At 71.4% G+C, this 24,051-nt stretch carries 20 protein-coding genes; 5 read left to right on the forward strand and 15 right to left on the reverse strand.

Translation table 11 applies throughout. From position 1 onward, the window contains the following. The first annotated feature begins 5 nt into the window (after positions 1-5). Genes zwf through pgl form a run of 3 tightly spaced genes read left to right on the forward strand, consistent with a single transcriptional unit; the run spans position 6 to position 3,363 of the window. Positions 6-1,538, forward strand: a complete 1,533-nt coding sequence (zwf, locus tag IE311_RS05790) for a glucose-6-phosphate dehydrogenase (protein WP_189830477.1) — start codon at positions 6-8, stop codon at positions 1,536-1,538. Then, the gene (gene opcA / locus IE311_RS05795; RefSeq protein WP_189830478.1) at positions 1,535-2,584 is read left to right on the forward strand and encodes a glucose-6-phosphate dehydrogenase assembly protein OpcA; all 1,050 of its coding nucleotides are present in this window, start codon (positions 1,535-1,537) and stop codon (positions 2,582-2,584) included. Before zwf ends, opcA begins: the two co-directional genes overlap by 4 nt. Continuing rightward, a complete protein-coding gene (gene pgl / locus IE311_RS05800) occupies positions 2,581-3,363 on the forward strand; it encodes a 6-phosphogluconolactonase (protein ID WP_189830479.1) in 783 nt (260 codons plus the stop codon). The genes opcA and pgl overlap by 4 nt, the downstream gene beginning before the upstream one ends. A gap of 22 nt (positions 3,364-3,385) precedes the next feature. Here pgl and IE311_RS05805 read toward each other — a convergent pair whose 3' ends face one another. From IE311_RS05805 to uvrC, 14 genes are all read right to left on the reverse strand, one after another. Beyond that, on the reverse strand, positions 3,386-4,978 hold the full coding sequence (locus IE311_RS05805) for a PH domain-containing protein (RefSeq protein WP_189830480.1): 1,593 nt from the start codon (positions 4,976-4,978) through the stop codon (positions 3,386-3,388). Beyond that, complete coding sequence (locus IE311_RS05810; protein ID WP_189830481.1) at positions 4,975-5,475, reverse strand: PH domain-containing protein; 501 nt, start codon at positions 5,473-5,475, stop codon at positions 4,975-4,977. The genes IE311_RS05805 and IE311_RS05810 overlap by 4 nt, the downstream gene beginning before the upstream one ends. Positions 5,476-5,479: 4 nt before the next feature. After that, entirely contained in the window at positions 5,480-7,135 is a 1,656-nt protein-coding gene (gene pgi, locus IE311_RS05815; RefSeq protein WP_189830724.1) for a glucose-6-phosphate isomerase, read from the reverse strand. A 56-nt stretch (positions 7,136-7,191) separates the two neighbouring features. Further along, the gene (locus tag IE311_RS05820; RefSeq protein WP_189830482.1) at positions 7,192-8,409 is read right to left on the reverse strand and encodes an MFS transporter; all 1,218 of its coding nucleotides are present in this window, start codon (positions 8,407-8,409) and stop codon (positions 7,192-7,194) included. A gap of 163 nt (positions 8,410-8,572) precedes the next feature. Next, positions 8,573-8,908, reverse strand: a complete 336-nt coding sequence (locus IE311_RS05825; RefSeq protein ID WP_071891222.1) for an RNA polymerase-binding protein RbpA — start codon at positions 8,906-8,908, stop codon at positions 8,573-8,575. A 77-nt stretch (positions 8,909-8,985) separates the two neighbouring features. Further along, positions 8,986-9,216: a preprotein translocase subunit SecG gene (gene secG / locus IE311_RS05830; RefSeq protein ID WP_017238647.1), complete on the reverse strand. Its 231-nt coding sequence runs from the start codon at positions 9,214-9,216 to the stop codon at positions 8,986-8,988. 97 nt (positions 9,217-9,313) lie between these two features. Continuing rightward, positions 9,314-10,093 carry a triose-phosphate isomerase gene (tpiA, locus tag IE311_RS05835; RefSeq protein ID WP_030322488.1) on the reverse strand — a complete coding sequence of 260 codons (780 nt, stop codon included), beginning with the start codon at positions 10,091-10,093 and terminating at the stop codon, positions 9,314-9,316. Positions 10,094-10,100: 7 nt separating this feature from the next. Next, positions 10,101-11,312: a phosphoglycerate kinase gene (locus IE311_RS05840; RefSeq protein WP_189830483.1), complete on the reverse strand. Its 1,212-nt coding sequence runs from the start codon at positions 11,310-11,312 to the stop codon at positions 10,101-10,103. Between the two features lie 104 nt (positions 11,313-11,416). Then, a complete protein-coding gene (gene gap, locus IE311_RS05845) occupies positions 11,417-12,427 on the reverse strand; it encodes a type I glyceraldehyde-3-phosphate dehydrogenase (RefSeq protein ID WP_189830484.1) in 1,011 nt (336 codons plus the stop codon). 218 nt (positions 12,428-12,645) lie between these two features. Beyond that, complete coding sequence (locus IE311_RS05850; RefSeq protein WP_189830485.1) at positions 12,646-15,597, reverse strand: M14 family metallopeptidase; 2,952 nt, start codon at positions 15,595-15,597, stop codon at positions 12,646-12,648. Between the two features lie 152 nt (positions 15,598-15,749). After that, the gene (gene whiA, locus IE311_RS05855) at positions 15,750-16,739 is read right to left on the reverse strand and encodes a DNA-binding protein WhiA (protein ID WP_073806627.1); all 990 of its coding nucleotides are present in this window, start codon (positions 16,737-16,739) and stop codon (positions 15,750-15,752) included. Next, positions 16,730-17,755: a gluconeogenesis factor YvcK family protein gene (locus IE311_RS05860; RefSeq protein ID WP_189830486.1), complete on the reverse strand. Its 1,026-nt coding sequence runs from the start codon at positions 17,753-17,755 to the stop codon at positions 16,730-16,732. Before IE311_RS05860 ends, whiA begins: the two co-directional genes overlap by 10 nt. Further along, complete coding sequence (gene rapZ / locus IE311_RS05865; protein WP_189830487.1) at positions 17,752-18,720, reverse strand: RNase adapter RapZ; 969 nt, start codon at positions 18,718-18,720, stop codon at positions 17,752-17,754. Before rapZ ends, IE311_RS05860 begins: the two co-directional genes overlap by 4 nt. After that, positions 18,717-20,693: an excinuclease ABC subunit UvrC gene (uvrC, locus tag IE311_RS05870; RefSeq protein WP_189830488.1), complete on the reverse strand. Its 1,977-nt coding sequence runs from the start codon at positions 20,691-20,693 to the stop codon at positions 18,717-18,719. Before uvrC ends, rapZ begins: the two co-directional genes overlap by 4 nt. A gap of 58 nt (positions 20,694-20,751) precedes the next feature. Here uvrC and IE311_RS05875 point away from each other — a divergent pair, with 58 nt between their 5' ends. Next, positions 20,752-21,504: an SDR family NAD(P)-dependent oxidoreductase gene (locus tag IE311_RS05875; protein WP_189830489.1), complete on the forward strand. Its 753-nt coding sequence runs from the start codon at positions 20,752-20,754 to the stop codon at positions 21,502-21,504. Between the two features lie 139 nt (positions 21,505-21,643). After that, the gene (locus tag IE311_RS05880; RefSeq protein ID WP_189830490.1) at positions 21,644-23,152 is read left to right on the forward strand and encodes a hypothetical protein; all 1,509 of its coding nucleotides are present in this window, start codon (positions 21,644-21,646) and stop codon (positions 23,150-23,152) included. 88 nt (positions 23,153-23,240) lie between these two features. On the opposite strand, the gene IE311_RS05885 is transcribed toward IE311_RS05880, so the two are convergent. Continuing rightward, positions 23,241-24,047 carry a hypothetical protein gene (locus IE311_RS05885; RefSeq protein WP_373313755.1) on the reverse strand — a complete coding sequence of 269 codons (807 nt, stop codon included), beginning with the start codon at positions 24,045-24,047 and terminating at the stop codon, positions 23,241-23,243. Positions 24,048-24,051 lie beyond the last annotated feature (4 nt).

The raw sequence follows: 24,051 nt of genomic DNA on the forward strand, positions 1-24,051 counted from the left end.
GCACTTTGAGCGCAGTCCACGGAGCCAACCCGCTCCGTGACGCCGCAGACCGACGGCTCCCGCGCATCGCGGGGCCGTCGGGTCTGGTGATCTTCGGCGTCACGGGCGATTTGTCCCGTAAGAAGCTGATGCCTGCCGTCTACGACCTGGCCAACCGCGGCCTGCTGCCGCCGGGCTTCTCGCTCATCGGCTTCGCCCGCCGCGAATGGCAGGACGAGGACTTCGCGCAGGAGGTCCACGACGCCGTCGAGCAGCATTCGCGCACCCCGTTCCGCGAGGAGGTGTGGCAGCAGCTGATCCAGGGGATGCGTTTCGTCCAGGGCGACTTCGACGACGACGAGGCCTTCGAGCAGCTCAAGGCCACCATCGAGGAGCTGGACAAGGCGCAGGGCACCGGAGGCAACTTCGCCTTCTACCTGTCCGTGCCGCCGAAGTTCTTCCCCAAGGTCGTCCAGCAGCTCAAGAAGCACGGGCTGGCCGAGCAGAAGGACGGCTCCTGGCGCCGCGCGGTCATCGAGAAGCCCTTCGGGCACGACCTGGTCTCCGCCAAGGAGCTCAACGAGGTCGTCCACGAGGTCTTCCCGCCCAACGAGGTCTTCCGGATCGACCACTACCTCGGCAAGGAGACCGTCCAGAACATCCTGGCGCTCCGCTTCGCCAACACCCTCTTCGAGCCGATCTGGAACCGGTCGTACGTCGACCACGTGCAGATCACCATGGCCGAGGACATCGGCATCGGCGGCCGCGCCGGCTACTACGACGGCATCGGCGCCGCCCGTGACGTCATCCAGAACCACCTGCTCCAGCTGCTCGCGCTGACCGCGATGGAGGAGCCCGCCTCCTTCGACGCCGACGCGCTGGCCGCCGAGAAGGTCAAGGTCCTCGGCGCGGTGAAGGTGCCCAAGGACCTGGGCAAGTCCACGGTCCGCGGCCAGTACGCGGCCGGGTGGCAGGGCGGCGCGAAAGCCGTCGGCTATCTCCAGGAAGACGGTATCGACCCCCAGTCGAAGACCGACACCTACGCGGCCATCAAGCTGGAGATCGACAACCGCCGCTGGGCGGGCGTCCCCTTCTACCTGCGCACCGGCAAGCGGCTCGGCCGCCGCGTCACCGAGATCGCGGTCGTCTTCCAGCGCGCCCCGCACTCCCCCTTCGACTCCACCGCGACCGAGGAACTCGGCCGCAACGCCATCGTCATCCGGGTCCAGCCGGACGAGGGCGTGACGGTGCGGTTCGGCTCCAAGGTGCCCGGCACCCAGATGGAGATCCGGGACGTGTCGATGGACTTCGCCTACGGCGAGTCCTTCACGGAGTCCAGCCCCGAGGCGTACGAGCGGCTCCTCCTCGACGTCCTGCTCGGCGACTCGAACCTCTTCCCGCGTGTCGAGGAGGTCGAGCTGTCCTGGAAGATCCTCGACCCGATCGAGCAGTTCTGGGACAAGCACGGCAAGCCCGCGCAGTACCAGTCCGGGACCTGGGGTCCCGTCGAGGCGGACGAGATGCTCGCACGAGACGGACGGAGCTGGCGCAGGCCATGAAGACCGACCTGACGGACACCACGTCCTCCAAGATCAACAAGGCGCTGGTGCTCGGGCGGCGGGCGATCGGCACGCCGGCCGTCGGCATGGTGCTCACCCTTGTCATCGTCACCGACGAGGAGAACGCCTACGACGCGCTGAAGGCTGCGAACGAGGCGTCCCGCGAGCACCCCTCGCGGACCCTCGTCGTCATCAAGCGGGTCTCGCGCTCCCCGCGGGACCGCTCCAAGGCACGACTCGACGCCGAGGTCCGCCTCGGCGCCGACGCCAGCACCGGTGAGACGGTGGTCCTCCGGCTGTACGGCGAGGTCGTCGACCACGCCCAGTCGGTGGTCCTGCCGCTGCTCCTCCCGGACGCGCCCGTCGTCGTCTGGTGGCCGGTGAACGCGCCGACCGACCCGGCGAAGGACCCGCTGGGCGCGCTCGCCCAGCGCCGGGTGACCGACACGTACGCCGCCGAACAGCCCATCCATGAGCTGACCGCGCGCGCGGACGCGTACACCCCGGGCGACACCGACCTCGCGTGGACCCGGATCACCCCGTGGCGTTCGATGCTCGCCGCGGCGCTCGACCAGGTCGTGTGCGAGGTGACCTCCGCCGAGGTGGAGGGCGAGGAGTTCAACCCGAGCGTCGAGCTGCTCGCGATGTGGCTGTCGGACCGGCTGAAGGTGCCGGTGCGGCGCTCGAAGTCGACCGGCCCCGGTCTCACCTCCGTACGGATGGAGACCAGCACCGGCCCGATCGTGCTCGACCGGCCGGACGGCTCGCTCGCGACGCTCTCCATCCAGGGACAGCCGGACCGTGCGGTGGCGCTCAAGCGCCGGGACACGGCCGAGCTGATCGCCGAGGAGCTGCGTCGTCTCGACCCGGACGACACCTACGCCACGGCGCTGAAGTTCGGTCTGGAACGGCTGGACGAGGAGGCGGCCGTGACCGCCCCCGCGGCGGAGCCCGAGGCGGAGGCGGCCCCGGCCGCCGCCGAGGCGAAGCCCACGGCGAAGCCCACGGCGAAGAAGGCCCCGGCCAAGAAGGCGGCGGCCAAGTGAGCACCCCCCAGCTGGTCGTCCACCGCGACAAGGAGCTGATGGCCGAGGCCGCGGCCGCCCGGCTGATCACGAAGATCGTGGACGCCCAGGCCGCCCGCGGCTCCGCCTCGGTGGTGCTCACCGGCGGACGCAACGGCAACGGTCTCCTCGCGGCGCTCGGTTCGGCGCCCGCGCGGGACGCCGTCGACTGGTCGCGGCTCGACCTGTGGTGGGGCGACGAGCGTTTCCTGCCCGAGGGCGACCCCGAGCGGAACGTCACCCAGGCCCGGGAGGCGCTGCTCGACCGGGTGCCGCTCGACCCGGCGCGGGTGCACGCGATGCCGGCCTCCGACGGTCCGTACGGCAGCGATGTCGACGCCGCCGCGGCCGCGTACGCGCGGGAGCTCGCGGACGCCGCGGGTCCCGGTGACCACGGCGGGGTGCCGACCTTCGACGTCCTGATGCTGGGCGTCGGGCCGGACACCCATGTGGCCTCGCTCTTCCCGGAGCTGCCCGCGGTCCGCGAGACCGAGCGGACGGTCGTCGGTGTGCACGGCGCGCCCAAGCCGCCGCCGGTCCGGGTCTCGCTGACCCTTCCGGCGATCCGGGCGGCGAAGGAGGTCTGGCTGCTCGCGGCCGGTGCGGACAAGGCGAAGGCGGCGGCGATCGCGCTGTCGGGAGCGGGCGAGGTGCAGGCCCCGGCGGCGGGCGCCTACGGCCGCTCGCGCACGCTGTGGCTGCTCGACGCGGCCGCGGCCTCGGAGCTGCCGCGGAGTCTGTACCCGCCGGCGTCCGCCTGACGCGATGCCCCGGAGGCCCGGTTCACCTTTCGGTGGGCCGGGCCTCCTGCGTGTCCCGCTCGTCCCGCGTGGTCTGCGTGTCCCGCGTGGGCACGGGTTCGAGAAAGGGCGTGAGCAGGTCCGGTACGGCCCCGGCGGCGAAGGTCAGGCCCTGGGTCCGGCCCACGTCGCGGATGTCGTAAGCCCCCGCTCCGGCCGCCGTGGTGGCGGTCAGGGTGAGGACGCCGGCGCGCCGCTGGAAGTACGACTGCTTGACGGTCCAGCCGATGACGCCGGAGCGCTGCAGGGCGACCGTGGCACGCCGGACCGTACCCGAACGGGTGACGAGGTAGGCGCCGCTGACGCCGTGTCCGAGGCTCCGGTAGGCGTCGAGGGCGAACAGCACGGCGACCGGGGTGAGGACGACCACGCAGCCGGCCGCCACGTAGAGCAGGACCGGGGTGAGGAGCAGCCCGAGGAGGGCGAGGACCGCCACGGGCACGAGGACGCTCCACAGCGCCCAGCCCACCCTGCGGGTACGGGCGGCGCGCGGATGGACGGCGAGGGGCGCCCCGGTGGGCGGCTCCGGCTCGCGCAGGACCTGGGCGGCGACCCGGTCGGCGACGGCCCGCTCCACGGCCGGCAGCAGGGTCTTGAGGTCGGTGTGCCGGTCGTCGCCGCTCTCGGTGAGACCGGTGGCGACGGCGTCGACGCGGGCGGCCCCGCACAGCCGGACGCCGAGCGGCTCGACCAGCTCGATCCCCCGCAGTCTGCGCTCCTCCAGGGAGACCGACCGGGCGGTGAAGAGGCCGCGGGAGACCCGCACGGTGCCGCCCGGCTCACGCTCCAGACGGTAGTTCCACCACATCTCGACCCAGAGGCCGAGGGCGCCGACGGCACCGGCGACGGTGGCGAGGAGGATCAGGTCCACGATGATCCAGGTGACGGAGACGTCCCGGAAGCGGTCGCCTATCCAGTCGATGACCTTCCCCTGTGCGCCGAACCACTCGCTGACCTGCATGACGGCGCCGGCCGCCGCGCCACCGAGGGCGGGGGCGAGGAAGGAGACGGGGGCGTAACGGATCCAGCGCGGGTCGAGGACGGCCAGGGTGGGGTCGTGGACCGGGTCCTCGGCGGCGGTGACGGCGGCGCGGGCGAGCAGTTCGTGCCGGAGCCGCTCGCCCTCGGCCCGGGTGACCAGGTCGAGTTCGAGGGTGGACTCGCCGCCCGAGGTGTGTTCGCCGGTGCCGATCCGGACCTTGACGAGGCCGAAGACGCGCTGAAGGGGGTTGGCGGTGAGGTCGGCGCTGCGGATGCGCTCGCGGGTGAGCGAGCGGCGCTGGACGACGAGGAGTCCGGTGTGGAGTTCGACGCGCTCGCGGCCGACGCGGTAACGGGTGCGGCGGAAGCGGACGGTCTCGGCGACGATGTCGACGGCGAGGGCGAGGGCGACGCCCGTGGCGACCCACGCGAAGGCCTGCCACAGGGGCCGTGAGCCGGCCAGGCCGAACGCGGTGGGCAGCGCGGCTCCGGCGAGGACGCCGGAGAAGAGGACGACACGGACGAGGACGGTCCGGGGATCGAGTTGCAGCCAGTCGGTCTCCTGGTCCACCTTCTCGGCGCGGTCCACGCTCATGTGGCGTCCCCGGGGGTGTCCTGGGTGATGGCGGTCAGCCGTTCGGCGAGGTCGGCGGCCAGCTCGTGGTCGAGGCCCGCGATCCGGAGGGCGCCCTTGGAGGAGGCGGTGGTCACGGTGACGGTGGCGAGCCGGAAGAGCTGCTCCAGCGGGCCGCGCGAGGTGTCGACGGTCTGGATCCGGGACATCGGGGCGATCCGCCACTCCTGCCAGAAGGCCCCCGTGCGGACGTAGACGGCGTCCTCGGTGACCTCCCAGCGGTGGACCCGGAACCACCAGGCGGGGAAGAACGCGGTACAGGCGAGGCCCAGGGCCGCCACGGCCGTGGCCGCGGCCAGCAGCCAGAACCGGGCGGGCCCGATGAGGGCGCCGAGGACTCCGAGGACCACCACCGGTACGGCGGTGGTCGTCAGGAGCCGGCTCCGCCACCAGGCGACGGCCCGCTCGTCCACGGCGTTCCTGGGCGGTCGCAGTCGTATCGCGTTCTCCCCCGTCATGGTCCTACCGTCCGCGCAGCGAGCGGTAGGCGGAGACCAGACCGGCGGTGGAGCTGTCGAGCGGCTCGCCGGCGCCCTCGCCGTCGGTCAGGACCGGCTCGATCCGCTTGGCGAGGACCTTGCCGAGTTCGACGCCCCACTGGTCGAAGGAGTCGATGTTCCAGACGGCGCCCTGGACGAAGACCTTGTGCTCGTACAGCGCGATGAGCTGGCCGAGGACGGACGGGGTGAGTTCGTCCGCGAGGATCGTCGTCGTGGGGTGGTTCCCCTGGAAGGTCTTGTGCGGGACGAGCTCCTCGGGGACGCCCTCGGCCCGTACCTCCTCGGGGGTCTTGCCGAAGGCGAGGGCCTGGGTCTGGGCGAAGAAGTTCGCCATGAGCAGGTCGTGCTGGGCGACGAGACCGGGCAGCAGATCGGCGACCGGCCGGGCGAAGCCGATGAAGTCGGCCGGGATGACCTTGGTGCCCTGGTGGATCAACTGGTAGTACGCGTGCTGCCCGTTGGTGCCCGGGGTGCCCCAGACGACCGGTCCGGTCTGCCAGTCGACCCGGTTGCCCTCGCGGTCCACCGACTTGCCGTTGGACTCCATGTCGAGCTGCTGGAGGTAGGCGGTGAACTTGGACAGGTAGTGGGAGTACGGCAGGACGGCGTGCGACTGGGCGTCGAAGAAGGCGCCGTACCAGACGCCGAGGAGACCGAGCAGCAGCGGCGCGTTCTCCTCGGGCGGGGCGGTGCGGAAGTGCTCGTCGACGAGGTGGAAGCCGTCGAGCATCTCGCGGAAGCGCTCCGGGCCGATCGCGATCATCAGGGAGAGGCCGATGGCGGAGTCGTAGGAGTAGCGGCCGCCGACCCAGTCCCAGAACTCGAACATGTTCGCCGTGTCGATGCCGAACTCCTCGACCTTCTCGGCGTTGGTCGAGAGGGCCACGAAGTGCTTGGCGACGGCGTCCTGGTCGGCCTTCAGACCGGTGAGGAGCCAGTTCCGCGCGGAGGTGGCGTTGGTGATCGTCTCGATGGTGGTGAAGGTCTTCGAGGCGACGATGAACAGCGTCTCGGCCGGGTCGAGGTCGCGGACGGCCTCGTGCAGGTCGGCGCCGTCGACGTTGGAGACGAAACGGAGCGTCAGGTCCCGCTGGGTGAAGGAGCGCAGGACCTCGTAGGCCATGGCGGGGCCGAGGTCGGAGCCGCCGATGCCGATGTTGACGATGTTCTTGACCGGCTTGCCGGTGTGGCCGGTCCACTCGCCCGCGCGGACCTTGTCGGCGAACGCGCCCATCTTGTCGAGGACGGCGTGCACGCCGGGGACGACGTTCTCCCCGTCGACCTCGATCACGGCCCCGCGGGGCGCGCGCAGCGCGGTGTGGAGGACCGCCCGGTCCTCGGTGGTGTTGATCTTCTCGCCGCGGAACATGGCGTCGCGCAGCTCGGCGACGCCGGTGGCGGCGGCCAGTTCGCGCAGCAGGGTCAGCGTCTCGTCGGTGACGAGGTGCTTGGAGTAGTCCAGGTAGAGGTCGCCGACGCGCAGGGCGTAGCCGGTGCCACGCTCCGGCTCGGCGGCGAACAGGTCACGCAGATGGGTCTCGCCCAGCTGCTCACGGTGCTTGCCGAGGGCCGCCCACTCGGGCAGCCGGTTGAGCCTGGTGCGGCCTTCGTTGTTCATCTCGGACATCGCCCACTTCTTCTCGTACTGCTTGTCTGCCCCGCTGCGTCTCCAACCTAATTGATCAGAGGGGCCAACGACGCGACGGCGAGCGCGAACAGCGCCGCCGCGAGGAGGGCGGGTGTGTGCGGTCCCCAGCCGGCGGCCGCGGCTCCGCCGAGCAGCGCCCCGAGCGGGGCACCCGCGACGGCGAGGGTGCGGAAGGCCGCGGCGATGCGGCCGAGCATGCCCTCGGGGGCACGTTCCTGCATGAGGGTCGTCTGCTGGACGTTCCACACCGTCCCCATGAAGCCGAACACCGCCATGGCGCCGATCGACACCCCGAGGACGGGCACCGTCCCGAGCAGGACGAGACAGCCGGTCTGGACGGTCCCGGCGAGGAACACCGCGCGTACGCGTCCGGTCCGTTCGGCGATCCGCCGGGCGAGGAAGCCTCCGGCGACACCTCCGACGGCGAAGCCGGTGATCGTGGCCGCGTATCCGGTGTTCCCGGCGTGGAGGCCGTCGGTGACGAGGACGACGAGGGTGGCGATCAGGGCGCCCATGCCGATGTTGCAGAGGGTGGTGGCCGCGCAGAGCCACCACAGGGACCGGTCGCCGCGCAGGACGGCGATCCCCTCGGCCATCTCGGCGCGGAGGGTGGACCCGGCCGGCCGGGGCGGCCGCTCGGGCGCTCCGGTCCGCAGGGAGGCGATGAGGAGCGCGGCGAGGATGTAGGTGGCGGCGTCGGCCGCGTACGGCACGGCGGGCCCGGCGAGCAGCAGGGCGGGCACCACGGGTGCGGCGAGCAGTCCGCCGGCGAACTGCTGTCCGGTCATCAGGCGGGCGTTGGCCGCGGCCAGGGCCTCGGTGGGCACGAGGGCGGGCAGCAGTGCCGTGGCCGCGTTGTCGAAGAGGGTCTGCAGGGTGGTGAGGGCGAAGGCGAGGACGAGCAGCAGGGCTATGCCCGCGTGTCCGAGCGCGACGGCGACGGCGAACGCGGCCATGAGGCCGCCCCGTACGAGGTCGACCACCCACATGGCGCGCCGTTGGTCGACGCGGTCGGCGACGGCTCCGCCGAGGAGTCCGAAGAGCAGCCAGGGCAGGAAGCCGCAGGCGGTGACGGAGGCGATGAGGAGGGGGTCGTCGGTGAGCGAGGCGGCGAGCAGGGGCAGCGCGGCGGTGCGCAGCGAGTCGCCGAACCGGGAGACGACGGCGGCCGTCCAGAGTCTCCCGAAGCCACCCCGCCAGGTGGGCACGGCCTTGACGCCGGCCGGCGCCGTCGTCGTCGTCATACGGTCCCTCTCCCCCGCGTCCCGTCGGACCTCGTGGTCCGTCTCCGACCGACGGTAGGGGATGCCACCGACAACGGGACTTCCGCGCACGGACGCACGAACGGGCCTTGCCCGCGAACCGAGTTCGCGGGCAAGGCCCGTTCGTCACACCGTCACACCGTTGTCAGATCTCGCCGCGCAGTTTGGCCAGCGCCTCGGCGAGGATCGCCTCGCCGTCGGCGTCGCTGCGCCGCTCACGCACATAGGCGAGGTGGGTCTTGTACGGCTCCGTGCGCGGCGGGTCCGGCGGGTTGTCCCGGTCCTGGCCCGCCGGGAAGCCGCAGCGTGGGCAGTCCCAGGTCTCCGGGATCGCCGCGTCGCTGGCGAAGCTCGGCTGCGTCTCGTGCCCGTTCGAGCACCAGAAGGAGATGCGGGCGCGCGGCGCCGATTCGCCCCGCTCGGCCTCGCCCATCGGCCCCGCTCCGACCCGGCTTCCCCGGATCGCGTTGCCACTTGCCACGGTCGTAACTCCCTGCGTGATGGTGCTCGAAGATGCCCCAGTCTACGTAAGGCCCAACGCGCGTCCAGTGATTGGAGTTACCCGTCCAACTTCATCAGCAGACCAAGTACGACAATGCAGGCGAACCAGAGCAGACCGACCACGACGGTGATCCGGTCCAGGTTGCGCTCGGCGACCGAGGACCCACCGACGGAAGACTGCATTCCGCCACCGAACATGTCGGAGAGGCCGCCACCCTTCCCCTTGTGCATCAGCACGAGCAGCATCAGCAGCCCGCTGAAGACGATGAGGGCGATCGAGAACCCCATAACCACGGCTGGACCAACTTCCTCGGACTTATACGGACGGGGGCCGGGCACCTGCCCGACCCCCGCAAGGGTACGACGTAACTCCGCTACCGCATACTCACTGGTCGCGGAAGCGGACGATCTTGACGAACTCGTCGGCGTCCAGGGCCGCGCCGCCCACGAGGGCGCCGTCGACGTCCGGCTGCGCCATGATCGCGCCGACGTTGCCGGACTTGACCGAGCCGCCGTACTGGATGCGGACCTTGTCGGCCAGCTCCTGCGAGTACAGCTCCGCGAGGCGGCCGCGGATCGCCCCGCAGACCTCCTGGGCGTCGTCCGGGGTGGCGACCTCGCCGGTGCCGATGGCCCACACCGGCTCGTAGGCGATCACGATCGTCTCCGCCTGCTCGGCGGGGACGTCCTTCAGGCCGCCGTCGAGCTGGGCGAGGGTGTACTCGACCTGGTTGCCGGCCTTGCGGATGTCCAGGCCCTCGCCGACGCAGAGGATCGGGGTCACGCCGTGCTTGAAGGCGGCCTTCACCTTGGCGTTGCAGACCTCGTCGTTCTCGGCGTGGTACTGCCGGCGCTCGGAGTGGCCGACGGCCACGTAGGCGCACTTCAGCTTGGACAGCATCAGGCCCGAGATCTCGCCGGTGTAGGCACCGGAGTCGTGCGCCGAGATGTCCTGGGCGCCGTACTTGATCTTGAGCTTGTCGCCGTCGATCAGGGTCTGGACGGACCGCAGATCGGTGAAGGGGACCAGGACCGCGACCTCACAGGCGTCGTAGTCCTTGTCGGTCAGGGCGAAGGCGAGCTTCTGGACGTGGGCGATGGCCTCGAGGTGGTTGAGGTTCATCTTCCAGTTCCCCGCCATCAGCGGGGTGCGGGTGCTGCTCATGAAAGGTTCAGTCCTCCAGTGCGGCGAGGCCGGGAAGCGTCTTGCCCTCGAGGTACTCGAGGGAGGCGCCGCCGCCGGTCGAAATGTGGCCGAATGCCTTCTCGTCGAAGCCCAGGATGCGGACGGCGGCGGCGGAGTCGCCACCACCGACGACCGTGAAGGCCGGGGAGTCGACGAGCGCCTGGGCGACGGCCTTGGTGCCCTCGGCGTAGTCAGGGTGCTCGAAGACGCCCATCGGACCGTTCCAGAAAACGGTTCCGGCGTCGGCGAGCTTCGAGGCGTAGAGCTTACGGGTCTCCGGACCGATGTCCAGGCCCTCCTCGTCCGCCGGGATGGCGTCCGCGGCGACCGTGGTCGGGTTGGCGGGAGCCTTGGTCTTGAGGTCCGGGAACTCGGGCGAGACCAGGACGTCGACGGGGAGGACGAACTCCACGCCGCGCTCCTTGGCGCGGTCCAGGTACTCCTGGACCGCCGGGATCTGGTCCTTCTGGAGAAGCGAGATGCCGACCTCGTGGCCCTGGGCCTTGAGGAAGGTGTACGCCATGCCGCCGCCGATGAGGATGCGGTCGGCCTTCTCCAGGAGGTGGTCGATCACGCCGAGCTTGTCGGAGACCTTGGCGCCGCCGAGTGCGACCACGTACGGCCGCCTGACGTCCTCGGTGAGCTTCTTCAGGACGCCGACCTCGGTGGCGATGAGGTAGCCCGCGGCGTGCGGCAGGCGCGCCGGGAGGTCGAAGACCGAGGCGTGCTTGCGGTGCACGGCGCCGAAGCCGTCGCCGACGTAGACGTCGGCGAGGGCGGCCAGCCTGTCCGCGAACGCGCCGCGCTCGGCGTCGTCCTTGGAGGTCTCGCCGGCGTTGAACCGCAGGTTCTCGATCACGGCGACCCCGCCGTCGGCGAGGCCCGCGACGGTGGCGGTGGCGGAGTCGCCGACCGTGTCCGTCGCGAAGGCCACCTCGGCGCCGAGGAGCTCGCCGAGCCGCGCGGCGGCCGGGGCGAGCGAGAACGCCGGGTCCGGGGCGCCCTTCGGGCGGCCCAGGTGCGAGGCGACCACGACGCGGGCACCCGCGTCGGCGAGCGCCTTGACCGTGGGAACGACGGCGCGGATGCGGCCGTCGTCGGTGATGGTGGTGCCGTCGAGCGGCACGTTGAGATCGGCGCGGACGAACACCCGCTTGCCGGAGACGCCTTCGGCGAGAAGCTCGTCGATCGTCTTCATCTGTCACAGACTCCTTGGTACGCGGTGGAGCACACAAACAGGGCTCGCACAGCGCGGCGTTGCGCTGCCCGAGCCCTGCTCACATCGAAAGCCCGCCCTGAAGCTTAGAGCTGGCCGCCGACGAAGACGGTGAGGTCGACGAGACGGTTGGAGTAGCCCCACTCGTTGTCGTACCAACCCAGGATCTTCACCGTGTTGCCGTCCTGGACCATGGTCAGGGAGGCGTCGAAGGTGCAGGAGGCCGGGTCACTCACGATGTCCGAGGACACGATGGGGTCCTCGGTGTAGTACAGGATGCCCTTGAGGTCGCCGTCGTCGGCGGCCTTCTTGAACGCGGCGTTGACCTCGTCCTTCGTCACCTCGCGGTCGAGCGTGACGACCAGGTCGGTGGCGGAGCCGGTCGGGACCGGGACGCGCATGGCGATGCCGTCCAGCTTGCCCTTGAGCTGCGGGAGGACCAGGGCGGTGGCCTTGGCGGCACCGGTCGTGGTCGGGATGATGTTCTCCGCAGCGGCGCGGGCGCGACGCAGGTCCTTGTGCGGGAAGTCCAGGATGCGCTGGTCGTTCGTGTACGCGTGGACCGTGGTCATCAGGCCCTTGACGATGCCGAAGTTCTCGTCGAGAACCTTGGCCATCGGCGCGACACAGTTGGTGGTGCAGGACGCGTTCGAGATGACGTGGTGCTGCGCCGCGTCGTACTTGTCCTGGTTGACGCCCATGACGATGGTGATGTCCTCGTCGCTGGCCGGAGCCGAGATGAGGACCTTCTTGGCGCCGCCGGCGATGTGCTTCTCGGCGTCGGCCTTCTTGGTGAAGATGCCGGTCGACTCGATGACGATGTCGACGCCCAGCTCACCCCAGGGGATGTCGGCCGGGTTGCGCTCGGAGAGCACCTTGATGGTGTGGCCGTCGACCGTGATGGTGTCGGCGGTGTGGGTCACCTCGGCCTTGAGGCGGCCCAGGATGGTGTCGTACTTCAGCAGGTGTGCCGTGGTCGCGGTGTCACCCAGATCGTTGACAGCCACGATCTCGATGTCAGCACCCTGCTCAAGGAGCGCGCGGAAGTAGTTCCGGCCGATGCGGCCAAAGCCGTTGATGCCTACGCGGATCGTCACGAACCGATCTCCTCGTTAGGTACGCCGGTGTGCTCGACGCCGGCGAGATTTTTGTTTTTTGGGATGTCCCCGACCGCTTACGACCCTACCCCCACAGGGGGCCCCGAGTGACATCGGCCGCATCCGTACGAGCCCGGAAAGTGAGGTAAAACGGCCGACGGCCCGTACCTACCAACGGGTACGGGCCGTCGTGGGACCTTTGTCCCCACTACTCTCCGTCAGCGGCGGAGCACCCCGAGGGCGCGGCCGACGAGGCGTGCCCGCTCGGTCGCGCCGGGCACGTGCTCCAGGCCGTAGCCGAGGAGGACGGTGTCGCGGGTGGTGACCGCGGCCTGGGAGTGGAAGAGGGCCGCGGAGCGCGTCCAGTCGGAGCCGTTGCCGGGGCTGCCGGCGGGCGCGCCCGGCACGGTCCAGGCGCCGAAGGCGGTCTCGAAGCCCTCCGCCTCGGTGGTGGTCGCGGTGACGAGGCGGGTGTCGTCGACGAAGGCGCCCGTCTCTCCCGTGCCGGGGTCGGAGACGTAGGAGATCGAGAGCTCGACCTTCCTGCCCGCCCAGGCGCTCAGGTCGACGGAGGCCTGCCGCCAGCCGTTGGAGGGGCCGGTGAAGGCGTTCCAGGAGCCGGTGGTGCCGGTGGCGGCGCAGCCGTCCTCGCCGACGGTGAGGTAGTGGGCGAGGAAGGGGTGGCCGCGGACGTAGTAGCCCTCGCCGCAGTCGGCGGGGGGCTCGGCGGAGGTGCCGCCGTTGAGGTCGGGCAGGGTCGTCCAGTCGTCCTGGCCGACGGTGTGGGCCTCGACGACGAGGTTGTCGTAGCCGGGCTCGGTGTCGTAGCTGACCTGGAAGTCCAGGCGCGGTGCGGCCGCGGCCGCGACACCGGTGAGGTCGACGGTCCTGCTGAGCCGGGCCCAGGTGTCGTCGGCGTGCTTGACGGCCGCGAAGGTCGCGCCCTCGGCGGGCTCGAAGGGGGTGCGGATGCCCGGGTAGTCGCCGGCGGAGGCGCTGCTCGCGAACTGCGGGAAGTCCTTCGCCTTCAGCGTGTCCGAGGTGACGGTGTACGCGCCGGCGTTGTCCAGCGGGTTGTCGGCGGCGGCGCCGAGGCCCGCGCCGATGCCCGCGAAGGCTCCGGTGCCGGCGAAGGCGGGCGGGTTCTTGAGGCCCGCGCGGTGGTAGGCGCCGAGGTAGTACTGGGCGAAGTCGTTGGTCTCGGCCAGGCCGACCCGGGTGAGGCCGCCGGACTTCTCGCCGGCGTTGATCAGCTTGCCGCCGTCGTTGAGGTAGGCGCGGACGGCGAGCTGGGTGGCTCCGGAGGGCCGCTCGGCGCCGGTGTACCAGACGACCGTACGGAAGTGGGAGAGCACGCCGAGGGCGTCCGGGGTGCCCTGGGTGGCGACGTCCCAGACGGCGGCCTTGCGGCCGTTGTCGGCGAGCGCCTTCACATAGGCGGCGGTGTGCCGGGCGGCGGTGGTGCCGCCCTCGTCGGCGAGGACGAGCACGTCGCCGCGGGGCCGCTCGGCGACCTTGTAGGTGAAGGGGGCGGAGGCGGTGGCCCGGCCCTCGCGGGTGCGGGCGGTGAACCAGACCTCGACGGAGTCGCCGGGCCGGGCGTCCTCGACCTCGGCGCGGTACTCGTCGAAGTAGAGGTTGTCCTCGCCTCCGAAGGTCTCGCCGCCCTTCCAGGCGTCGAGCTCCTCGCTGTGGGTGCGACCGCCGTTGATCCGGTACTTCAGGGTCTTGCCGCGCAGGGACTTGCGCGCGGTGACGGCGATCTCCTGCTCCCCGCCGCGGGCGTAGGAGGTGGCGAAGGTCTTCGGGGTGAAGTCGGGGGCCTCGATGCCGACCGGGGAGACGGGCCGGTCCGGGTGGGCCGCGGTCTCGGCGACGGCGAGCGCGAAGGGGATGTTCTTGGCGAACTCGGCCTGGATCAGCTTCTCGTCGTCCGGGAAGGTGAAGACGGAGGCGCAGTCGGCCGGGTTCCAGGCGTCGTTCGGGTCGACCCGGGAGGCGGTGGCACAGGTCGACATCTCCGGGGTGAACATCTGCGTCCCGTTGACGTTGGCGGCGTGTCCGTCCGCCTCGCCGTTGGTGATGTAGAGCTCCGAGGAGACCTGCGGCCGGTAGCCGGGCACGGCCGAGTTCTGCGGGGTGCCGGCGAGGGCCTTGAGGGCCACGTCGTCGGGGGTGTCGGTGGCGACCTGCCAGCCCACGCCGTACAGCAGGAGCTGGGCGGCCGAGTGGTAGTTGATGCCGTACGCGAAGCCGATGCGCTTCTGGAAGGCGTCGAGGGCCTTGGTCTCGGGCTCCGACATGGGGCCCTTGCCGCGGAAGGTCTCGTCGGCGGGGTCGGGGGACGAGCCCTCGTTGTCGTAGCCCCACTTGTAGGCGAAGTTGCGGTTCAGGTCGACGCCGTCACCGGGGGCGATCCGACCGTCCCCGTCGTTGTCGCGGAGGTTCTTGCGCCACTGCCGGTTGTCGGGGTCGGCATGCGTGAAGTCGTAGCCGTCCGGGTTGGCGGAGAGCACGAACCACAGCTCGGTGGTGTCGACGATCCGGGTGATCCGCTCGTCCTTGCCGTACCCGTCGAGGTAGTGGTGGAGCAGCCGCCGGGTCATCTCGGGGGTGATCCACTCGCGCGCGTGCTGGTTGGACATGTACAGCGTGGCGGGCTTCGAGCCGTCCTTGGCGCGCTGGGCGCCCTTGCTGACCTTGAGGGCGAGGATGTCCTGGCCCTTGAGGGTCTTGCCGATGGAGACGACCTTGGTGATCCCGGGGTTGGCCCGGGCGGTGTCCAGGATCTCCTGCTTCAGGCCGTTCGGGCCCCCGTACGGGCGGAAGACGCCGTCGCCCGCGGCGGCCACCCGCTTCTCGGCCTGGGCGGTCAGCTGGTGCTCGGCGAGCTCGACGCCCTGGCCGCGCAGCTGACCGGCCTGCCGGCCGGTGAGGAAGAGCTCGACCGTGGCGGAGCCCTTCGCGGGCACCTGTTCGGTGAGTTCATGGGCGTCGGCACCGGCTTCGAGGAGCAGCGGAACCTGCTCCTTGGTGACCTGGGCCCGCCATACGGAGAGGCCGTCACCGCCGTCCCGGTCGTTCGGCTGCGCTCCGGCGACGGGCGCCGCCGCCACGCCCGCGATCAACAGTGAAGCCGCTGCGAGGATCGATCTCGCTCTGCGTCTCATGAGCCCCCCTTGTTGTCGTCTGTCACGAAGGTGAACAGACGCCAGGCTCATGGGCGCCCATGGGCCTGTCAAGGGTGCCTCGCGGGTGTACGAAAAAGCTGCCGGTGCCTCAGAAAGGCACCGGCAGCCCGGAGTTCAGGATTCCGTACGGATCATCCGACGAGGCTGTCGTCCAACTCCTCGGTCAGATTGGACTCGGTCCCGGGAATGCCCAGGTCCTGCGCCCTCTTGTCCGCCATCGCGAGCAGCCGACGGATCCGGCCGGCCACCGCGTCCTTCGTCAGCGGCGGGTCGGCGAGCGCGCCCAGCTCCTCCAGGGAGGCCTGCTTGTGCTCCATCCGGAGGCGGCCGGCGGCGGCGAGGTGCTCGGGCACCTCTTCGCCGAGGATCTCCAGGGCACGCTGCACCCGGGCCCCCGCGGCGACCGCGGCGCGGGCCGAGCGGCGCAGGTTGGCGTCGTCGAAGTTGGCCAGGCGGTTGGCGGTGGCGCGGACCTCGCGCCGCATCCGCCGCTCCTCCCAGGCGAGCACCGACTCGTGTGCGCCGAGCCGGGTGAGCAGGGCGCCGATCGCGTCGCCGTCACGGACGACGACCCGGTCCACCCCCCGCACCTCGCGGGCCTTCGCCCCGATGGAGAGCCGGCGCGCCGCGCCGACCAGGGCGAGCGCGGCCTCCGGACCCGGGCAGGTCACCTCGAGGGAGGAGGACCGGCCGGGCTCCGTCAGCGAGCCGTGCGCGAGGAACGCGCCCCGCCAGGCCGCCTCCGCGTCACAGGTCGCCCCGGAGACCACCTGCGGGGGGAGGCCCCGGATGGGACGGCCTCTGCCGTCCACGAGACCCGTCTGCCGGGCCAGCTGGTCGCCTCCGGCCACCACCCGCACCACGAAACGCGAGCCGCGCCGCAGTCCGCCGGGAGCCATCACGATCAGCTCCGAGCTGTGCCCGAAGATCTCCAGGATGTCCCGCTTGAGGCGGCGGGCCGCCATCGCGGTGTCCAGCTCCGCCTCGATCACGATGCGGCCGCTCACCAGGTGCAGCCCGCCCGCGAACCGCAGGATCGACGAGACCTCTGCCTTCCTGCAGCAGGTCCGGGTGACGGGAAGCCGGGAGATCTCGTCCTTCACCGCTGCCGTCATCGCCATGGGCCGATCCTTCCATGCATCCGAAAAATACGGTCGTACGCGGCGGCCAACAGCTCCGGGTCATGCTTCGCGGAGCCGTCGGGCCCGGCCACCGGCGCCAGCTCGACCGCGGCACCGAGCCGCTTGGCGGCATCGGCGAGGGACTCGCGGTCGGGCACGGCGGCCTCGTCGGCCAGCACCACGTCCAGGGCGAGTTTAGGGGCGTGTCGTCCCAAAACCTCCAAATGACGCTGCGGGGAGAAGCCTTCGGTTTCTCCGGGCTGCGGCGCGAGGTTCAGCGAGAGCACCTTCCGGGCCTTCGTCTCGGCCAGCGCGTCGAGCAGCTGGGGCACGAGAAGGTGCGGGATCACCGAGGAGAACCAGGAGCCGGGGCCGAGGACCACCCAGTCCGCGTCCAGGACCGCCTCGACCGCCTCGGGCACCGCCGGCGGGTCGTTCGGCACCAGGTGGACGGACTGCACGTCGCCGGGAGTGAGGGCCACGGTCGCCTGACCGCGGACGGTGTCCACGTCGTCGGGACGCTCCGGGTCATGGCCCTTCACCAGGGCCTGGAGCTCCAGGGGTACGGCGGACATGGGCAGCACCCGGCCCTGGGCGCCGAGCAGCCGGCCCACCAGGTCGAGGGCCTGCACGGGGTCGCCGAGCTGCTCCCAGAGCGCGACGATCAGCAGATTGCCGACGGCGTGGCCGTTGATCTCGCCCTTGGACTGGAAACGGTGCTGGATCACCCGGGCCCAGGTCTGGCCCCAGTCGTCGTCGCCGCAGAGCGCGGCGAGCGCCTTGCGCAGATCGCCCGGGGGCAGGACGCCCAGCTCCTCCCGGAGCCGGCCGCTGGAGCCCCCGTCGTCGGCGACGGTGACGACGGCGGTGAGGTCGCCGGTGATCCGGCGGAGGGCGGCGAGGGAGGCCGAGAGGCCCATCCCGCCGCCCAGCGCGACCACCTTCGGCTGGGCGCCGCGCCTGCGGAGCGTACGCCGCACCGAGAGGGTGGAGGCACGACGGCGGTACGGCTTCACTCGCGCCCCATGTCCCGGTGCACGACGACGGTCTCGACCCCTTCGGCGGCGATACGGGCGGCGAGCCGCTCGGCGGTGGCCACGGAGCGGTGCTTGCCGCCGGTGCAGCCCACGGCGATGGTCACGTACCGCTTGCCCTCGCGGCGGTAGCCCGCGGCGATCAGCTGGAGCAGCTCGGTGTAGCGGTCGAGGAACTCCTTGGCGCCGGGCTGGTTGTAGACGTAGTTCGACACCTCCTCGTTGAGGCCGGTGAAGGGGCGCAGCTCGGGGACCCAGTGCGGGTTCGGCAGGAAGCGCATGTCGACGACGAGGTCGGCGTCGACCGGGAGGCCGTACTTGAACCCGAAGGACATGACGGTGGCCCGCAGCTCGGGCTCCTCGTCGCCGGCGAACTGGGCGTCCATCTTGGCGCGCAGCTCGTGGACGTTCAGGCTGGAGGTGTCGATGACCAGGTCGGCGTCGCCGCGCAGCTCGCGCAGCAGGTCGCGCTCGGCGGCGATGCCGTCGGTGATGCGGCCGTCGCCCTGGAGGGGGTGCGGCCTGCGGACGGACTCGAAGCGCCGGACGAGGGCGTCGTCGGAGGACTCCAGGAAGACGATCCGGCGGGTGACCTGCTTGGCGTCCAGGTCGGCGAGGGACTCCCTGAGGTTGTCGAAGAACTGCCGGCCGCGGACGTCCACGACGACGGCGATCCGGGCGACATTGCCCTGGGAGCGGGCGCCGAGCTCCACCATGGTGGGGATCAGCGCGGGCGGCAGATTGTCCACGACGAACCAGCCGAGGTCCTCCAGGCACTTCGCCGCGGTGGACCGGCCCGCCCCGGACATGCCGGAGATGATCACCAGCTCGGGAATGGCCGCCTCGGCGCCGTTGTCGCCGGGGGTCTCCTTCGTGCCCGTACTCACGTGTCCTGCTCCGTCTTCTCGGTCGTGCTCTTCGTGCGTGTGCTGCTCGTGCGCGGTCATGCCGTGCCGCCCCCGTCGTCTTCCATGATCTCTCCTGTCGCCGTGTTCACGGCGGGTGCGGCCGGGGCCGCCTGTGCGAGGGCCACGACGACCGCCTCCGCGGTCTTCCGGCCCATGCCCGGAACCTCGCAGATCTGCTCGATTGTCGCCTGCCGGAGCCGCTTCACCGAGCCGAAATGCTTGATCAACGCCATTTTCCGGGTGTCACCGAGACCGGGCACGGCGTCGAGTGGGCTGGTCCGGATGCGTTTGGCGCGCTTGGAGCGCTGGTAGCGGATGGCGAAGTCGTGAGCCGTGTCACGTACCCGCTGGAGGAGATACAGGCCCTCGCTGGAGCGGGGCAGCACCACCGGGTCGTCGTCGCCGGGCAGCCAGACCTCCTCCAGCCGCTTGGCGAGCCCGCAGACCGCGATGTCGTCGATCCCCAGCTCGTCGAGGGCCCGCCGGGCCGCGGCGACCTGCGGCTGCCCGCCGTCGACCACGACGAGCTGCGGCGGGTACGCGAAGCGCTTGGGCCGCCCGGCCTCGTCCGGGTCCTCCACGACGCCGTCGGGGTCCCATTCCCCCGTCTTCTCCTTCTCGGCGAGATAGCGCTTGAAGCGGCGGCCGATCACCTCGTGCATGGACCGGACGTCGTCCTGGCCCTCGAAGCCCTTGATCTGGAAGCGGCGGTACTCGCTCTTGCGGGGCAGCCCGTCCTCGAAGACCACCATCGAGGCCACCACGTCCTCGCCCTGGAGGTGCGAGATGTCGAAGCACTCGATCCGCAGCGGCGCCGAGTCCAGGTCCAGGGCCTCGGCGATCTCCTCCAGGGCCCGGGATCGGGTGGTCAGATCGCTGGCGCGCTTCGTCTTGTGCAGGACCAGCGACTGCTGGGCGTTGCGCGCGACGGTCTCCATGAGGTCCTTCTTGTCGCCGCGCTGCGGGATCCGCAGCGAGACGTTGGACCCGCGGCGGCCCGACAGCCAGGCCGTGACGGCCTCGGCGTCCTCGGGGAGCGCGGGGACCAGGACCTCCTTGGGCACCGTGTCCCCCGTCTCCTCGCCGTACAGCTGCTGGAGGGCGTGCTCGACGAGCCCGGCGGTGTCGACGGCCTCGACCTTGTCGGTGACCCAGCCGCGCTGGCCGCGGACCCGTCCGCCGCGGACGTGGAAGATCTGCACGGCGGCCTCCAGCTCGTCCTCGGCGAGGGCGATCAGGTCGGCGTCGGTGGCGTCGGCGAGCACGACCGCGCTCTTCTCCATGGCCCGGCGCAGCGCCTCTATGTCGTCGCGGAGCCGCGCCGCCCTCTCGTACTCCATGTCCTCGGCGGCGAGCATCATCTGCTTCTCCAGCCGGCGGATGTACGTACCGGTACGGCCGGCCATGAAGTCGCTGAACTCCTCGGCGAGTTCGCGGTGCTCCTCCGGGGTGACCCGGCCGACGCAGGGCGCCGAGCACTTGCCGATGTAGCCGAGGAGACAGGGGCGGCCCGCCGAGGCGGCGTTCCGGAAGACGCCCGCGGAGCAGGTCCGCACCGGGAAGACCCGCAGCATCAGGTCGACGGTCTCGCGGATCGCCCACGCGTGCGCGTACGGCCCGAAGTAGCGCACGCCCTTCTTCTTGTGGCCGCGCAGGACCTGGACGCGCGGGTACTCCTCGTTCATGGTCACCGCGAGGTACGGGTAGCTCTTGTCGTCCCGGTACTTGACGTTGAACCGGGGGTCGTACTCCTTGATCCAGGAGTACTCCAGCTGGAGCGCCTCGACCTCGGTCGACACGACGGTCCATTCCACGGAGGCGGCGGTGGTCACCATGGTGGCCGTGCGCGGGTGCAGGCTCGTGATCGGCTGGAAGTAGTTCGCCAGCCGCTGCCGCAGGGACTTCGCCTTCCCCACGTAGATCACCCGGCGGTGCTCGTCGCGGAACTTGTAGACCCCCGGGGAGTCGGGGATCTGACCCGGCTTGGGGCGGTAGCTGGAGGGGTCTGCCATGCTCCCCACCCTACTGGCGGGCACCGACACTCCGGCCTCGCGCGCTCGTTGGCCAGGCATGGCGAATCAAGTGGCGGGACGGCTGGCGGACCGGGTGTGCGTGATCACGGGCGCGGCGAGCGGAATCGGGCGCGCGACGGTGGAACGGTTCCTCCGCGAGGGGGCGCACGTGGTCGCCGCCGACATCGACGCGGACCGGCTCGCGACCCTCGAAGGGGTCGTCCCGGTGGTCGGCGACGTGTCGAAGGAGGACGACGCCCGGCGGATCGTCGCGACGGCCGTCGACCGCTTCGGATGGCTGGACGTCCTGGTCGCGAACGCGGGCGTGATCCCGCTGCTCGACATCACGGAGGCGGAGGGTGCGGACTTCGACGAGGTGATGGCGGTGGACGGCCGGGGCATGTTCCTGACCTGCAAGTACGCGATCGAGGCGATGCTCGTCTCGGGCGGCGGGGCCATTGTGTGCACCTCGTCGATCTCGGGCGTCGCCGGTCAGGCCCGGCAGGCGGTCTACGGTCCGGCGAAGTTCGTGGCCACCGGTCTGACCAAGCACCTGGCGGTGGAGTGGGCGGACCACGGGATCCGGGTGAACGCGGTGGCCCCGGGCACCATCGAGACGGAACGGGTGGCCGCCGCGCGCGTGGAGCCGGGCGGCCCCGAGTACCTCTCCGAGATCGTCAGGGCCCATCCGATGGGCCGCTTCGGCACGCCGGAGGAGGTGGCCGCGGCCATCCTCTTCCTGGCCTCGGACGAGGCGTCGTTCGTGACGGGAGCGATCCTGCCGGTGGACGGCGGGTATCTGGCCCGGTGACACCCCGCCGCCCCGCGACGGGACACGGCCCCGGGCACCGCGGGACATGACGGACGCTCCTCGTGATCGTTGATCGCGGTCGCGGAGGTGCCGTACCGTGCGCCGCTTGTCCGTTCCCGGCCCGAGGTGGGGTAAGAAGATGAGACAGGCAGCGCGCCGCCTGGCGGTGCTGTGTTCCGCTCTGTTCGCGGTGATCGCCATGACACCCGCGCAGGCCCAGGCGGTGGAGGCCCGTCCGGTCCCCGTCACGGCGAGCGACAAGTACGCGCTGAGGTCCGTGGGCGCCGGCGGGCTCTATGTGTCGGTGGAGGTCGAGACCGTCGGCAGCGGGCAGGCCATGCTGCGGGCCCGCAAGGCCGCGGCCTCGCTCGACGACCTGGGTTCCTGGGAGAAGTTCACGCTGCACACCGACGACAAGGGGGCGAGTGCCACCCTGCGCTCGGAGGCCAACGGGAACTACGTCACGACCGAGCGGGGCTACACCGGCAGCCGTCAGAACCTGCTCCGGGCCCGGGGCACCACGTCCGGCGACTGGGAGAAGCTCCAGCTGGAGAAGCAGACCGACGGAACCTACGCCCTGAAGGCCGTCACGAACGACGGCCCCAAGTACGTGACCGCCGAGGTGCAGGACCCCGGAACCGACGCGGGGCTGCTGCGGGCACGGGGGGACACGGTCGGCTCCTGGCAGAAGTTCCAGCTCGTCGCCCTGGGCGAGGAGAACGCGAGCGACGCGGGCGGCCGCCCCGCCCCCGCCTCCCCCGCCCCGGCGGCCGACTTCCGCGTGATGTCGTGGAACGTCTGCGCGAACCACAACTCCGCCTGCGGGAACCACCGGGTCGAAGGGTCCGCCCTGGGCTCCCGGATCACCGACCGGATGGGCACCACGGCGGAGGCGCAGCAGTACCGTGCCGTGTTCCTCCAGGAGATGTGCGAGTCGCACGCCAAGTCGATCGAGGCACAGCTGGAGGCGAGGACGGGGACCGGATGGGACGTACGTTTCGCTCCCATCGCCTTCGCCGTCGACAAGTCCTCGGTGAAGGCCGCCCGGACCTGTGACAACTCCGGTTCGGCGGGGGCCTGGAAGGACCGCGGCTCCTACGGCATCGGTCTGGCGGTGCCGGACGCCAACGTCTGGTACCACTCGTACGACCTGCCCTCGCCGCAGAACAGGACCGTCGACGGCGTCTGGGAGCGCATGGAGCAGCGGACCGCGATCTGCGCCGTTCTCCCGGCCCAGGCGCTGCAGTTCTGCACGGCCCACTTCAGCGCCGGCCTGAAGACGGACGACGCGGACGGCTCGAAGCGCAGGGAGCAGGCCGCGAAGTTCCAGGAGATCGTCCACGCGTACACCCAGCCCGGCTACCGGACCGTCTACGGCGGCGACCTCAACGTCACCCCGCCGGACTCGGCCTCGTCGGACCTTCCCAAGGACGTCCTGACCTCGGCCTACGCGGCGGACGAGGAGTGCGACGAGGGGCTTTCGAGCACGCGGCCGCGCGACGGCCGGTCCACGAAGCCGCTGACCGGCCGCAGCATCAAGATCGACTACCTGTTCGGCCCGTCCACCGGGACGGTCGTCTCGTGCGAGGTGACGGCCGACGCGGGCCAGTCGGACCACTACCCGGTCAAGGCCCGGTTCCGCTTCTGAGCGGCGCCCCGGACCCCGGGTGGTCCGGGGCGCCGTCCGGAGGCGCCGGGGGGCGGGCCGGTGCGGCCCGCCCCCGGCGCCGGGCGGCTCAGGTCTCCTTCGCCCCGCGGCGTCGACGCACCGCCGCCGCGGACATCAGGACCAGGCCCAGGGCCGCGCCCGCGCCCGCCGTGGCCGAAGCCACGGTGACGGCGGGCTCCGCGTGGGCGGCGGCGGCCGATCGGGACGCCGGCGCGGGCGCCGGTGCTCCTGCCTGCGGCCCGTACCCGCCCGCCACCCCCTTCTTCGCGTAGGCCGAGCCGGGCAGCTTGTCGCCGTACGCGCGGACGACCCGCTCCCGGTACGCGCCGAGGCTCGTCCCGTTCCGGCCGACGGCCCGTATCGCGTCCTCGTCCAGCGGGAGCACCCTCGCACCCTTCTGGACGTACCACGCGTCGATCTGCGGCTCACGGAACACCAGACCGCCGGGCAGCACCCGCCCGCCCTGTTCCGTGTAGCGGATCTCGTCGTCGCCGGTGGCGATGTTCACCACCTGCCAGCCGCCGCCCCGCTTCACCGTCCACAGCGAGGCCTTCTGGCCGTCCGAGGACACCGCCCTGCTGGCCCGGAACTCGACCCGGGCGACCGGCGCACCGGCCTTCCCCGAGACGAAGTCCGGGGAGAGGATCCGTACCGGCACGGATCCGCCCTCGACGCGCGGCGCGGCGGCCGAGCGGGCGACGGCGCCGTCCCGGGCGAAGAACCGGGACAGGGTGTCCAGGGTCCCCGGCGCGGACGCGGCCTGTTCGGGGGTCGGAGCGGGCGGCAGGGCCTCGACGGCGTCCGCCGGCAGCGCCCCGAGGAGGACGAGGGCGGCGGTGGTGAGGAGGCCGGCGCCCGTGGCACGTGCGTTCATGGCC

The organism is Streptomyces zaomyceticus (genome assembly GCF_014656215.1).
Taxonomy (GTDB): Bacteria; Actinomycetota; Actinomycetes; order Streptomycetales; family Streptomycetaceae; genus Streptomyces; species Streptomyces zaomyceticus.